The 13,951-nt window shown below is 55.6% G+C and carries 14 protein-coding genes; 10 read left to right on the top strand and 4 right to left on the bottom strand.

Going from position 1 to position 13,951, the window contains the following annotated elements; translation table 11 throughout:
* Nucleotides 1-36: 36 nt before the first annotated feature.
* The 6 genes from AABA21_RS11505 (at nt 37) to AABA21_RS11480 (ending at nt 8,031) form a co-directional block, all read left to right on the top strand.
* A complete protein-coding gene (locus AABA21_RS11505; RefSeq protein WP_338249967.1) occupies nt 37-3,342 on the top strand; it encodes a non-ribosomal peptide synthetase in 3,306 nt (1,101 codons plus the stop codon).
* Between the two features lie 85 nt (nt 3,343-3,427).
* On the top strand, nt 3,428-3,658 hold the full coding sequence (locus AABA21_RS11500) for an MbtH family protein (RefSeq protein ID WP_338249965.1): 231 nt from the start codon (nt 3,428-3,430) through the stop codon (nt 3,656-3,658).
* A 187-nt stretch (nt 3,659-3,845) separates the two neighbouring features.
* Nucleotides 3,846-4,679 (top strand): MBL fold metallo-hydrolase, encoded by an 834-nt coding sequence (locus AABA21_RS11495; RefSeq protein WP_338249963.1) that lies wholly within the window; start codon nt 3,846-3,848, stop codon nt 4,677-4,679.
* 375 nt (nt 4,680-5,054) lie between these two features.
* The gene (locus AABA21_RS11490) at nt 5,055-5,297 is read left to right on the top strand and encodes a ferredoxin (protein WP_338249961.1); all 243 of its coding nucleotides are present in this window, start codon (nt 5,055-5,057) and stop codon (nt 5,295-5,297) included.
* Nucleotides 5,294-6,808, top strand: coding sequence for an NAD(P)/FAD-dependent oxidoreductase (locus tag AABA21_RS11485; RefSeq protein WP_338249959.1), 1,515 nt, complete (start codon nt 5,294-5,296; stop codon nt 6,806-6,808). The genes AABA21_RS11490 and AABA21_RS11485 overlap by 4 nt, the downstream gene beginning before the upstream one ends.
* A complete protein-coding gene (locus AABA21_RS11480) occupies nt 6,805-8,031 on the top strand; it encodes a cytochrome P450 (RefSeq protein ID WP_338249956.1) in 1,227 nt (408 codons plus the stop codon). Before AABA21_RS11485 ends, AABA21_RS11480 begins: the two co-directional genes overlap by 4 nt.
* A gap of 89 nt (nt 8,032-8,120) precedes the next feature.
* On the opposite strand, the gene AABA21_RS11475 is transcribed toward AABA21_RS11480, so the two are convergent.
* Complete coding sequence (locus AABA21_RS11475) at nt 8,121-8,774, bottom strand: TetR/AcrR family transcriptional regulator (protein WP_338249953.1); 654 nt, start codon at nt 8,772-8,774, stop codon at nt 8,121-8,123.
* A gap of 191 nt (nt 8,775-8,965) precedes the next feature.
* Here AABA21_RS11475 and AABA21_RS11470 point away from each other — a divergent pair, with 191 nt between their 5' ends.
* The 3 genes from AABA21_RS11470 to AABA21_RS11460 all read left to right on the top strand — a co-directional run bounded on the left by AABA21_RS11470 (nt 8,966) and on the right by AABA21_RS11460 (nt 11,347).
* The gene (locus AABA21_RS11470) at nt 8,966-9,451 is read left to right on the top strand and encodes a hypothetical protein (RefSeq protein ID WP_338249951.1); all 486 of its coding nucleotides are present in this window, start codon (nt 8,966-8,968) and stop codon (nt 9,449-9,451) included.
* Entirely contained in the window at nt 9,448-10,740 is a 1,293-nt protein-coding gene (locus AABA21_RS11465) for a cytochrome P450 (RefSeq protein WP_338249949.1), read from the top strand. Before AABA21_RS11470 ends, AABA21_RS11465 begins: the two co-directional genes overlap by 4 nt.
* Nucleotides 10,741-10,849: 109 nt before the next feature.
* Nucleotides 10,850-11,347: a DUF1330 domain-containing protein gene (locus tag AABA21_RS11460; protein ID WP_338249947.1), complete on the top strand. Its 498-nt coding sequence runs from the start codon at nt 10,850-10,852 to the stop codon at nt 11,345-11,347.
* 102 nt (nt 11,348-11,449) lie between these two features.
* On the opposite strand, the gene AABA21_RS11455 is transcribed toward AABA21_RS11460, so the two are convergent.
* Both AABA21_RS11455 and AABA21_RS11450 read right to left on the bottom strand, forming a co-directional pair.
* Nucleotides 11,450-11,842 (bottom strand): DUF4180 domain-containing protein, encoded by a 393-nt coding sequence (locus AABA21_RS11455; RefSeq protein ID WP_338249945.1) that lies wholly within the window; start codon nt 11,840-11,842, stop codon nt 11,450-11,452.
* Entirely contained in the window at nt 11,839-12,384 is a 546-nt protein-coding gene (locus AABA21_RS11450) for a helix-turn-helix transcriptional regulator (protein ID WP_338249943.1), read from the bottom strand. The genes AABA21_RS11455 and AABA21_RS11450 overlap by 4 nt, the downstream gene beginning before the upstream one ends.
* Before the next feature lie 405 nt (nt 12,385-12,789).
* On the opposite strand from AABA21_RS11450, the gene AABA21_RS11445 reads away from it, so the two are divergent.
* The gene (locus AABA21_RS11445) at nt 12,790-13,224 is read left to right on the top strand and encodes a pyridoxamine 5'-phosphate oxidase family protein (protein WP_338249941.1); all 435 of its coding nucleotides are present in this window, start codon (nt 12,790-12,792) and stop codon (nt 13,222-13,224) included.
* Between the two features lie 50 nt (nt 13,225-13,274).
* On the opposite strand, the gene AABA21_RS11440 is transcribed toward AABA21_RS11445, so the two are convergent.
* Nucleotides 13,275-13,772, bottom strand: coding sequence for an MFS transporter (locus tag AABA21_RS11440; RefSeq protein WP_338249939.1), 498 nt, complete (start codon nt 13,770-13,772; stop codon nt 13,275-13,277).
* Nucleotides 13,773-13,951: the final 179 nt, after the last annotated feature.

Genomic DNA, 13,951 nt, shown 5'->3' with positions numbered 1-13,951 from the left:
GCCAAAAAGCTTATAGCAATTGATGAGGATATGACGATGCTAAATACCAACGATGAGCAGGTTCCTGGCGTGGAGCAGGATATGGCGCTGGCTGAAGATCCGGTAGAGTTGTCCCCCGATGAGGAGGAACAGACCTATCTTTTCCCGGCCTCATTCGCCCAGGAACGACTCTGGCTGCTCAATCAACTGGAACCGGAAAATACCGCGTATAATCTGCTCGTGACACTCGAATTAACGGGTCCACTGGATGTCGCGGCGCTCACAGCCAGCCTCAATGCCCTGGTGCGGCGCCATGAGACCCTGCGTACATCGCTGATCATGCTCGATGGACAACTCATGCAATCAATCAGTGCCGAGCAGGAGATCGATATAGAGCGGATCGATCTGCACGCGGTCACGCTTGAGCAGCGCACGAGCGAAATACAGTCCTGGATGAGGAAGGCCAGTAAAAGGGAGTTTAAGCTTGATCGGGGGCCGCTGCTGCACGCGACCCTGCTGCAGTTTCAGCCCACCTTCTCGGTCTTGCTGGTGGCTATCCATCACATCATCGCCGATGGGTGGTCCCTGCCGATCTTTTTTCAGGAACTGTGCGCATACTATAACGCCACCGTGCAACAGCATCCCGCCGAGCTGCCAGAGCTGACCATCCAATACGCCGACTACGCGGTCTGGCAGCGCGACTGGCTGGCCAGCGGTGAGCTTGACGAACAGCTCACATACTGGAAAGAGACACTTTCCGGCGCGCCGGCGCTCCTGGACCTGCCAACGGACCACGTGCGACCCGCCGTCCAGACCTTTCAGGGATGCAGGCACAACTTTGCTTTGTCACCAGCATTGAGCAGCCAGATAGAGGCCCTGGGCCATCGCAATCGTACCACCCTCTATATGACGCTGCTGGCGGCCTTCCAGATCTTACTATTCCGCTACAGTGGGCAAGATGATATTTTGATCGGCACGCCCATCGCTGGTCGGACGCGTATGGATCTGGAAGGGATTATTGGGCTCTTCACCAATACCCTCGTCCTACGTGGCAATCTAGCCAACGATCCTTCATTTCACGAATTGCTCACTCGCGTTCGTCAGGCGACGCTGGATGCTTATAGCAATCAGGACCTGCCCCTGGAACGGTTGGTGGAAGAACTCAAGCCCGAACGCAATCTGAGCTACAACCCCTTATTTCAGGTGATGTTTATCGTACAAAATACACCGTCTGACGCCTTTACGTTGGCCGACCTGACCCTTAAGGTACTACAGGCGCCGGTGGAGACGGCCAAGTTTGACCTCACCTTAACTTTCTGGCAGGGCGATGGCACGCTGCACGCATACCTGGAATACAATACGGATCTGTTTGAGTCGGCAACGATTCAGCGCATGGCTCATCAACTGCAGACGCTGCTTGAAGGGATCGTCGCCAACGAACATCTCCCTATTTCGCGCCTCCCCTTACTGAGCGCACAAGAACAGCAGCAGTTAGTCGCGACCTTTAATGCTCCACCCACAACATATCCTCGCGAGCGACATATACACCATCTATTTGAGGCGCAGGCTGAGCGCGTTCCTCTGCGGCCCGCTATTCAGGTTGGGGAGAAACAGCTGGCCTACCAGGAACTTAACCAACAGGCGAACCAGCTGGCGCGCCTGCTGCAGCACAGAGGAATTCACCCAGGAGCCTCTATCGGCATCTGCCTTGAACGTTCCGCCGATATGCTGGTCGCCATTCTCGCGATTCTGAAAGCGGGCGCCACCTACATTCCGCTCGATCCCGACTATCCAGAGAGCCGCCTGAAGTTCATCATTCAGGATGCCAACATCGCCATGCTTATTACCCGCCAGGCCCTCCAGGAACGCTTCCAGTTTACCGGCACACGCAACCTGTGCCTGGATCAAGAGAACGCGGCCATCGAGCAAGAAGCCAGGGATAATCTGAACCTCCAGGTCGCGGCTGAGCAGCCTGCCTACCTCATCTATACATCAGGATCAACCGGGACGCCCAAGGGGGTGTCGATTCCACATTCAGCCTTGAACAATTTCCTGGACTATATGCAAAAGAAATTTCAGCTCACCGAACACGACATGGTGATGGCGATCAGTAGCCTTTCGTTTGATATTTCCGCGCTTGAGCTCTTTCTCCCGCTAAGCTCCGGCGCCTGTATTAAGCTGATTAGACGCCAGGAAGCTACTGATGGGCGCCTGCTGGTCAAGCTCATCGATCAAAGCGATATCACGCTGATGCAGGCCACACCATCTACCTGGCACATGTTGATCGCGGCCGGATGGCAGGGCAAACCGACCGCGACGCTGCTGTGTGGCGGCGAGGCCCTCCCCCTTGATCTGGCCCAACAGCTGGCCCGGCGCGGCAGAGAGCTCTGGAATGTATATGGTCCGACCGAAGCGACGATCTGGGCCACGCTGTGCCAGATCGAGGCAGAAACACAGCATATTTCCCTTGGTCAACCCATGGATAACGTATCCCTCTATGTGCTGGATAAACAATTACAGCTCGTGCCCATCGGCGTTCCTGGAGAGCTGTATATTGGCGGCGAGGGCATTGCGCACGGCTATCACCATCGGCCAGCGTTGACCGCCACGTCATTTCTGCCCGATCCCTTTACTGGACGGCCCGGCGCCAGGATGTACAAGACCGGTGATGTGGTGCGCTATCGCTATGATCACCAGCTAGAATATCTGGGGCGCGCGGACTTCCAGGTAAAAGTTCGCGGGCATCGCATCGAACTGGGCGAGATCGAAGCCTGCCTGGAGCGCCTCCCCACCGTCAAGCAGGCTGTCGTTACGGTGCATGAGAATCAAAGCCATGACCAGCGGATCGTCGCCTATCTGCAAACGACAGCAGCGCTCACGGTAGCGGAGGTCAGGCAGCATCTCCAACGCGAGCTACCCACCTATATGGTTCCCTCGGCCTTCATCATGCTGGACGAGTGGCCGCTCACGCCAAACGGCAAAATTGATCGGCGTGTCCTCCCTGCCCCAGATGTCGAGCAAGAGGGACAGTCCGAGTTTGTTCTACCGATCAATCACGTCGAAGAAGTTCTGGTACAGCTATGGACGCAGTTGCTTGGCATCGATCAGGTCAGCACAAACTGGAACTTCTTTCAACTGGGCGGACATTCTTTGCTGGGTACACAGCTTATGATCCGCATCGCGGAAACGTTAAAAGTAGAACTGCCACTGCGTACGCTCTTTGAAGATCCAACCATTAGCGGCCTTGCCGGAGCCATCGAGCGGCAGAGTGAACAGGAGGCCAAACGCAAAAAAGCCAGCCCCGTACGCCTTACTCGTACAGCCCAGCGCCTGAGCTCGCTCAATGCAGCGAAAAAGAAGTAATGCTATATGCTAAGGCTATCACTACCAACCCTACAAGGTAGACAATTTAACGCCATCGATTTTTTTCATCAAGGAGGAAATTGCCATGACAACTAGAGATGAACAGGAAGATACCAGAACCTATACGGTCGTTGTCAATCACGAAGAACAGTACTCGATCTGGTTCGCGGATCGCGACCTGCCGCTGGGCTGGAAAGAGGTGGGTAAGTCAGGCTCCAAATCTGAATGCCTGGCATACATCAAGGAGGTCTGGACCGATATGCGTCCATTAAGCCTGCGCCAGAAAATGGCGGAAGCGGAAAAGAAAAGCTCGTGATAAATGGGCTCAAGGGCGGGATGATTTGCTTCTCAGGCTCACCCGCCTCTGTTTTGCTTTATTGCTGGGCACGTTTTATGCGGATGGATCCGACAACGGGAACCACTGTATATTTTATAAACTATCCAGAATGTGCAACAATGATGTCAGAGCCTTTGTTATGAATTGAGGAAGGAAGCTTTTAGCAATGCAACATTGGATCTGTGTCACATGTGGCACACAGTTCGCCTCCAGTGAGGAAAAGCCGGAGTCCTGTCCGATCTGCCTGGACCAGCGCCAGTACGTGGGACCGCAGGGACAGCAGTGGACAACGCTGGAGGAGATGCGCGGCGGTGGCGAATATAGCAACACTATCAAGCAGCACGAGCCGGGGCTGGTGGGGATCGGGACCACGCCGAAGTTCGCCATCGGCCAGCGCGGCCTGCTGGTGCGCAGTGAGCAGGGCAACGTGCTGTGGGACTGCATCACCTACCTGGACGACGAGACCTACGAGGCCGTGAAGAAACTGGGTGGCATCTCGGCCATCGCCATCTCCCACCCGCACTACTATTCAACTATGGTCCAGTGGGCAGAACGCTTCGACGCCACCATCTACCTGCACGAGGATGACCGGCAATGGGTGATGCGTCCCGACGAGCGCATTGTCTTCTGGAGCGGCGAGACGCAGCAGTTGCCGGGAGACATCACGCTGGTGCGCCTGGGCGGCCACTTCCCAGGTGGGACCGTCCTGCACTGGCCGCAGGGCGCTGACGGCAAGGGTGCCCTGCTCACCGGAGACATCATCACCGTGGTTGTCGATCGTCGCTGGGTCAGCTTCATGTATAGTTATCCCAATCTGATCCCATTGCCGGCCACCGAGGTGGCCCGCATCCGCGACGCCATCAAGCCCTACACCTTCGACCGCATCTACGGCGCCTGGTTTGAAACCATCGTCCACGAAGATGCCCACAACGCCGTCATCCGCTCGGCCGATCGCTACATCGAGGCCCTGCAGGCCGTCCTCCCCATCCGACAGGGATAAAACACGAAGAAGCTCCCTCACGAGTGGGAATGTTCTCCAATACGAGAACGTTCCCATCCCAGGCAGCATAGCTCTACGGCCTTTCTAATACACTCCTTTAATTTTCCCTAAAGCAGGTCAAGTCCACATCTACCTTCACGCATTTGCGGGGATAGCAATATATCCATTGAGATAATCAATAGAGGCCGGTTGTTGTATACCGTCTGCATCACCAGGCGTCATTCTAGTAGAGAGGGCTTCACAGTCGAGGAACTCCCAGGGCCGATAATCTCTCAACTGCACATAACTGCGGAGGAGCCCGTTTGCATTATGGCCAGTTCAACTTTTCGTGCGTACAACATTGGGAAATTCCAGAGACATGAAAGGAGCGTTCACATGAGAATAGTGGTTGATTTGACGCGCTGTCAGAGCTATGGGCAGTGTGTATTTTTGGCACCGAAAGCCTTCCGTTTCCATGGTGAAGAAGCCCTCGAATATGACTATACTCCTGATGACCAGGTGCGTGAGCAAGTCAGATGGGCTGCGGCGGCCTGCCCTGTCCACGCCATTATGCTAGATTACCTGGATGAGCAATCTGAGACAGTTTCTCATCCAGAGCGTGTTGGAGGGAAGGTATGATGAGCAGCCCTCCCCCTCTATGGAATGGTTCCACCGATGGCCGAGTGGTGATCGTTGGGGCCTCCCTGGCCGGTTTGCGCGCGGCAGAGGCCCTACGTGCAGAAGGCTTTAGGGGCCAGCTGACCCTGATTGGTGATGAACCCTACGAACCCTATGATCGCCCACCCTTGTCCAAATCGGTGCAAGAGGGATGGATCTCGGAGGAGCATACCACCTTGCCCCGGCAACGAGATATCGCGGCCAAATGGCTCGTGGGTGCCCCGGCGGTGGGGCTCGATCTGCCCAACCGGCAGGTGCAGCTCGCCGATGGGGCCCCGGTCCCCTTCGATCGCCTGTTGATCACCACTGGCACCAGGGCACGTCCCTGGCCTGACAGAGAGCAAGCGGCCCTTGACGGGGTGTTAACTATACGCACCCGTGACGATGCCGCCCAACTCCATGCCCATCTGGCGGCGGGGCCCAAACGGGTGCTGGTCATTGGTGCTGGCTTCACTGGCTCTGAGGTGGCTTCCGTCTGCCGCGAACGTGGTCTGCAGGTCACCGTCACGGAGCGCAGCGCAACACCCCTGGCCGGTGCCCTTGGACAGGCAACCGGAAGCTTCGCCGCGTCTTTACAGCGACGGCACGGGGTGGATCTGCGCTGCAACACCACGGTTCTGGCTCTGGAAGGCGATGCCCACAAGAAGCTGCGCCGCGCTCAGCTCTCTGATGGAGACGAACTCGACGTGGACGTAGCCGTGGTGGCCTTAGGTTCCCTGCGCAATACGGAGTGGTTACAGGGCGCGGGACTGGCTGCTGACGGGCGTGGCGTGGTGTGCGACGCCGCCTGTCGTGCATTCAATGCCGATGGGGTGGTCACCGATGATATATTCGTCGCGGGGGATGTCGCGCGCTGGCCTCACCCACTCTATAACGGTGAGTTGTTGGTGGTCGAGCATTGGAGCAACGCGGTCACCCAGGCGGAGACCGCAGCGCATAACATGCTGGCCACTGCGGTGACGCGCCGTGCACATAAGCATCTGCCTTCCTTCTGGTCCAACCAGTTCGGAACCAATATCAAGGCGATTGGTGTGCCTCCCTTTGCTGATACGGTCGTTCTCACCCAGGTATCCTCTGAGGAGCATCGTCTGGTCGCTGTATACGGCCACCAGGGCCGCATCGTCGCGGCTGTGGCGGCCAACGCGCCCAGGCTCTTACCAGCTTACCAATCGCTGATCGAGGCCCGTGCGTCGTTCCCACCAGAGTTGCATGCCTCTGACGGACCAGGCGAGCTACAACCAATACCGGCTGGCTTCCCGAAACGCGGACAGCCCACGCATGATCCTGGTGCGGCACCCACTGGGGCTGGCCCAAACACGCCGGAACGGTGGGTTGAGGGAGAGGCACTCAAGCTTTTGGATCCACGTATCCCGCTCGGCGCGCCACCCCTTGTGACACTGCATGCGAACGAGATCAGCACGGAGAAGGGATCCCTGATGCAAGCAGTGCCCACAGGAGGAATGCGCTCATGACTCAGACAACTATGATTCCCCCGGAGAAGCTGTTTGCCCAGGTGCTCGATCCGACCAGTCGGGCCAATCCCTATCCGCTCTATGCTCGCTTGCGTGAGAAGCCGATCTCGGTGCAAGAGGATGGAACATATGTCGTCAGCACGTACCGAGAGATCAGCTTGCTACTCCACGATCCACGGATCAGTTCAGACGAGCGCAAAGGCACGCACCCGGCGAGAACTCAGACTGAGACGGCAGCATCTGCTACGCCAGCATTCATTTTTACCGATCCCCCTGAGCATACCCGGCTCCGCCGTTTGCTCATGCATCAGTTTACCCCGCAACGGATTGCGGACATGCAAGAGTACATCGAACAGACCGTCAATGCTTTGCTCGATGCCAGGAAACAAGAGAAACAGCTCGATGTGGTCCAGGATTTTGCATATCCGCTGCCGGTCATGGTCATCTGCCGCTTGCTCGGAGTGCCGCCCGAGGATGAACCACGCTTTCGTGGCTGGTCATCAGCCCTGGTACGTACACTTGATCCGACAGAAAGCTTGAGTGAGGCGGAGATTCAGCAGGCAATGCAAAGCCGCACACAGCTGCTAGAATATATGAAACAGCTCAGCGAGGCCCGCCGCGCGCGCCCTCAGAATGATTTGTTCTCCGCCCTGGTGGCTGGAGATGACCCGGATGGGCGCTTGTCTGATCCGGATCGGCTGGCCACGATGCAATTGCTGCTCATCGCCGGCCATGAGACGACTGTCAATCTGATTACGAACAGTATGTTGACGCTGCTGCGTCATCCAGATGTGTTCGATCGCCTGCGTCGCAATCCGGATCTGATGATCCCGGCGGTAGAAGAGGTCCTGCGTTACGAGCCACCGGTGCAGTTTCGCACACGCACAACGCTTACCGATATTCCGATCGCCGGGGTAACCATCCCAAAGGGAGCCAGGGTTGTCCTGTTGCTTGCGTCGGGCAGCCGCGATCCTGCTCGCTTCGTCGATCCCGATCGTTTCTGGCCCGAGCGGGACGACAACGAGCATCTTGGCTTTGGCGGTGGAGACCACTACTGTGTTGGAGCGCCGCTGGCTCGGCGTGAAGTGGTGCCTGCCTTGAAGGCGCTCACGCGGCGACTCCAGGCTCCGCGATTGGTCACTGACCCGCCCCCTTATCGAAGGAATGCTGCCCTGCGTGGCCCGGAGCACTTGCAGATCGCATTTGACCATATCAGCGATTAATACGACAAGTATCCGAATAAGCTAAGCTCCGCTCTGCCGGGCTAATCCCCTGGCTCGACAGAGCGGCTGCGCATGAAAAGTAGCTCAACTTAGGACTGAATGTTAAATTGCCGATGCCCTAGCGGAGTCATATACGGTAGGATAAGGGCCCGTACCTGTTGTATTCCCTCCTGGACCCGTTGCTCAGTAATCTGTTGGCGATCGCTGCGCGCCTGGCAGTAATCAATCCAGTATCGGCAAACAATCCAGATATTGGTGGCGAGAATAGGTGCCTCTTGTGGCTTCAGCTCGATGAGGTTACGCTGCCGCATCTGCTCAAGTACGTGCTCTACAAAAACACAGCCCTGATTCGTCAACGCGACGATTTGCTCGTATATTTCGGGTTGACCCGCAGCCCAATTGATGTGGTCGCGAAACAAGAAACGATACTCCCACATGAGATGAAAAGCTCGTGCAACCAGATTCTGTAACTGCTCGATTTCCGCTCCTCCACCCAGATCCAGTTGCTGGTTGGCCCGAATCTGTACCTGTAACTCCATAAACAAGGCATAAATCACATCTTGCTTGGTATGAAAGTGATACCAGACATTCCCTTCGCTTATTCCCATATACTCGCCAATATGTGCTAGCGTGACCCTGGCTTCTCCCTGCTTATTAAACAGCTCACGAGCCGCCTGTAAAATACGGTCACGCGTCCTGGGCTTCTTCCTCTGGTCCTCTTGACCCTTTGATATTTTCTGCATGCCACTACTCGCTTCAACGAACTTGACAATTTAGGGGAATAACCCTATAATTAATTTTATATTTAGGGGAATAACCCTAAATATAGGGCCACATACATCAGTATTGTGCATAGCTGGACTCTCTCAGGAGGTTATCATAACACGCCTACCTCCTTCAGAAAAGCACAATTCATTGCAGAAATGAGGTCTCCATGAGACAGTTATCCTCTTCCAGAGAACGCATCGGGGCATTCGTGGCGGATAAGGCCTGGTTCCTCTTGCTCCTTCTGGGCATTATCGATATCGTGCGAGGTGGTTTCCACACATTTGCGCCTGATAGCGGGGCCGGTATCGTCGCGGGAATGGACCTGAGCACAAATGGTGCCAATATCATCTTTCTACTCGCTACTGATGGAGTGTCCCAGATCTCCTTTGGTCTCTGGTATCTCTTCATCTCTCTACGTGAGCGCCACCTGGTGGTACCCGCGCTCCTCCTGGATTGGTTACGCACCGGCATGGTGCTCTACCTGGAGTTTGTCTCCAAGCCTCCGGCTCACGAGGTTCCGGGGCGGTTCGCGCATTGGAGCGAGTTTCTTCTCGTCAGCGTGGTCCTGCTTACCCTTCTCCTCTCTTCACCGCAGCCATTCACACGTCCTTCCGCAAAGAAGGCGCAAGCGATGAGCGAGGTGTCACAATGACGCACATAGTACAAGCAATGGTACCAGGGCCAAAGTCAATGGAGAACCTGCGCTTCCTTCTCCGTTTCAGGCGTGATCCCATCAGCGCGCTCCAGGAGTTAGCGCAGACCTATGGCGACATCGTTCATATTAAGCTGGGGGAACAACACGCCTACCTCCTGAGCCATCCCGACGTCATTCGTGATGTGCTCGTCGTGCACCACCAACAGATGCATAAGCCCAACTTGCAACAACAGCCTCTTGGTGGTAATGGCCTCTTGCGTAGCGAGGGAGATTTCCACAAACGTCAGCGCCGTATGATGCAGCCAGCCTTTCATCGCAAGCGTATCACGACGTACGCCCAGGTCATGACCGAGTATACACAACAAATGAGTGGGCGCTGGAACGATAAGCAGCAGATAGATATCGCGCAGGAGATGATGGGGCTGACGCTCTCAATCATTAGCAAAACCATGTTTGGCGCAGAGGTCGAACAGGACACGCAGACCGTCTACAATAGCTTCACAACCTGGATGCGTCTGAACTCCGCCCATCGCTTCAGCCCACTCGATCATGCCCTCAATAGTCTCCCTCTGCCACGCAAAAAGCAGCAGGCCGAAGCCCGTGCCCAGCTGGACACGATTGTCTACCGCATGATCAATGAGCGACGAGCCAGCGGGAAAGACAACGGCGATCTGCTCTCTATGCTCCTGCTCGCTCGTGATGAGGAGGGCGGCGGTGATGGTATGACCGATCAACAGTTGCGCGATGAGGTCATGACGCTCTTCCTGGCCGGACATGAGACAACCGCCAACGCGCTGGCCTGGACGTGGTATCTCCTATCACAGTATCCTGAGGTCGAGGAGACGCTGCAGCGCGAACTGGATACTGTTCTCGCGGGGCGCACACCAACGCCTGACGATATATCCAATCTACCCTACCTCGAAAAAGTATTCACCGAGGCTATGCGTCTCTATCCACCAGCCTGGGTCACAGCTCGCCGTTCACTCGACATCTACCAGGTTGGCACCTTTACCCTGCCAGCGAACTCCCTTCTTATCACGAGCCAGTATGTCGTCCATCACGATGCCCGCTGGTACCCGGATCCGCAACGTTTCGATCCTGAGCGCTGGACAGCCGAGGCGCGAGCGCAGCGACCTAAATTCACCTACTTCCCTTTCGGAGGGGGGCCGCGCCTCTGCATCGGTGAGCCGTTTGCCTGGATGGAGGGAGAGCTGGTTCTTGCCACCCTGGCCCAAAATGGAGCCTGCGCCTGGCTCCAGGACAAAAAGTCGAGATGGAACCGCTGATTACACTTCGCCCCAGGCATGGCCTGCCCATGATCCTTCATCAAAGATAAGCAAGCAAAGATGAAGTATTCTGCTGATCGCTAAAGATACGCTGCCGCCGCTACTACCCATGCTCACCCGCGAGAGACCCGCCAGCGACTTCGCCACGCCCAATGTCAGCGGCAAGACACCAGAGCAGCTCGTAGAGGAGCTACTCTCCATCTATCCCGATGGGGGAGCCGATCCTACACGCGGACAACTGGAAGCGATGACCCTCTATGAGGGCTTCTATACGACTCCTGTCCACTATATCAACATATATAAATTTAATTCCGCCAGTGAAAACGATGACCAACCCCATGGAGAACAGGCGCACTCGGCCTATAACCGCAATGCGCTCAAGATTGTACGCACCCATGGCGCCCGGCCTTACTTCCGCGCCAGCGTACAGCACAATCTCCTTGGCGCTATCGCCTGGGACATTGTGATCTTTGTGCGCTGGCCTAGCTTCGCGGTCTTTACTGACCTGCGCCTGGATGCGGAATATATCGAGGCGCAAAAATATCGTGTGCAGTCCGGGGAGGGATACGGCAACTTTGTAACCATCGCACGCGAAGATGAGCACTAAAAATATCCTCTTATGATGGCGATGTTTAAACGAAGCTGGCCTTCTCCCCCGCCAGCACTTGAGTGCTGGTTCAAGTGCTGGCGGGAGGCCCTTGCCGCAGAGTTATTGCGGCTCACGCGGTTGCATATCTTCCAATCGCGCGGTCAATTCCGCCAGATCCTTGAGAAACCAGACCTGGTTGCCGCGATTGGTCTCATAGATAAATGCTGTGAGCGCGCTGCTCTGTTCTATCTGGCTGGTGATGTCACCCAGGATCACGAGTCGCCGTCGATAGGTCACGAATTTCTGGATAATGTGGCCCGCCAGCCGGTTCTTGAGCTGGAAGAAATTATCATCAAGCCGCTCCACCGGCAAAAGGATCCACTCAACGCCATGGTACATGGTCTCGCCAATTAGCTCCACGGCCTCACGTTCGCCGGTCAGCTTCGCCCCATCTGGCGCGCAAGCAAGCATCCGCACTCCCTGAATAGCCGTCAGTGTATCAGCCATCATCATACCTCTCTGAATTCTGTGTTCAGTTGCGCGCGTACCGACTGCGTCCAGTACAATTCGCTTTCATAAAATGAGATCCAATTGCGCTCAATGCTCTGCCAGAGAAAGGTTTCGCGTGGCGTTCTCTGTGGTGCTTGCTGACGCTGTGCCAGCTCGCGAAAGATCAGCAGCTGCATCTGCAAACGCTCCTCATAGCTCTGCAACAAATCATCCAATTCCTCAACTGCAAGCTGATCTGCCCAGGCCAGTTGCAGAAGAAAGGCATTCTTCTGCACAGGTGCTTCCGGCTGTGATAACACCCAGCCCTTCAGCATATCCCATCCCTTTGGCGTCAGACTATAGACCTTGCGCGGGGGCCGCGTCCCCTGCGGCTGCACCTCTACAGACACCAGCCCCTCCTTATGCAATTCCGCCAGCGGCGTATAGATCTGATTACTATTCCCCGACCAGAACAGCGTCGCCGACTCCACAAACAGCTGCTTCAACTCATAGCCAGTCAGCGAGCGCCAGCTCAAAAAGCCCAGAATCACATATTTGATCGACATCACATATCTCCCAGATCTCACTGCCTCACGCAGTATAGGTTAAGAGTAATATAGATTAATATTAATCTATATTACTCTTAACCCTGACATCTGTCAATTGTTTTATAGTACAGATAGGGGTGGAATCAAATGCATCATGTAAAACCATCAATTGCAAATGTAAACTTTTGTGGAGATTAATCTCAGAGCGTCGCTTTACACCACATTATTTGCACAGCACAATCAATAAGGCCCTCAATTCTTGCACCGGTGTTATACAGTAGAGTTGTTATCCGGAAAGAGCATGGCCAGCTCGGATAGCTTCGCATGCATGCGCAAGGCCATAGACATGATCACAGGGATCATAGCTTTTGACTTCTAATGACGTGGATACCCCTATAAAGCCCATCAGAAGGAGAAAAATATATGTCCGGTCATATTCCCTGGAACAAAGTGGATCTTCCCCTCAAAGCCTTGCGCTCTATCTGGATCAGTACGACGCGACCCGATGGTCGTCCACATGCTGTTCCTGTGTGGTTCGTCTGGGATGGTACCAGCATCTACTTTATCACCAGCCGTGATATACAAAAGGCAAAAAATCTTGCCCGTCAACCATGGACCGTGGTCCATGCTGGTGACGGCGATGACGTCATTATCCTCGAAGGTCCGGTGGAGATCGTGACCGATCAGGCAGAACTCGACCGTGTCGATGTTGCCTATCATGACAAGTATGTTGATCCTCACAGTGGCGCCCGAGATACCGTCTTCCATGAGAATTGCGACCTCTACCGGGTCAACGTGAAACACGTTATGACCTGGGAGTATGGGGTTGTGGGTACACGCACCGACTGGAAATTTTAAGCAATAAGGGGAATGCCCCTGCAAGCTTGCAGGGGCATTCCCCTTATTGCTTATTGCCCACGCATCATTACGTCCTCCGTGACGAACCTGAAAAAGGGAATGAATTGTAGCCACGTCAGGATGCCAAACAGGATGAGCACGGTGCGCAGCCCGAGGACCTGGGCGAGCAGTCCACCGGCCAGAGATCCAGCGGCCGCCATGCCGATGGAGAGGAGGCGGTAGGTGGCGTTGACGCGGCCCTGTAGCTCGGTTGGGATAAGACGACCCTGCAGGGCCGCCGCCGCGATGGTCCACATCGGTCCTCCCATGCCGCCCAGCAATAGCGCGACGCCAATCAGCCAGAGGTTATGCATCAGGGCGGGCGCCACGAACATCAAGCCGTTGCCGAGGATGTTGAGGCCGATAGCCCAGCGCCTCCCCAGCCAGCGTTGGACAGGCGCGGTCAGAAAGGCTCCCAGGATGCTCCCGATGCTGATAAGCATCAGGAGGACACCATAGGTGGGGGCGCTCAGACCGAGGGGGCCGGGCGCGACGGCAAAGTTGCCCATGAGACACAGTACTTTGCTGATCCATTCGAGCCACCTGCCTGGCGATCTCAGTGGGTCGAGCATCAGGAGAAATAGTTCAGAAAAAAGCAGCATACACAAGTTCATCCCAGCAAGCTTTAAAATCTGGGATGAGCTTGCTGGGATGTCTCCTGTTTACCCTATTCTTTTGCCTGGTCTCT

The sequence above is a fragment of the Dictyobacter halimunensis genome (assembly GCF_036245075.1).
The sequence above is the reverse complement of the archived record's forward strand: the minus strand, read 5'-3'. Positions and strand labels throughout refer to the sequence as shown.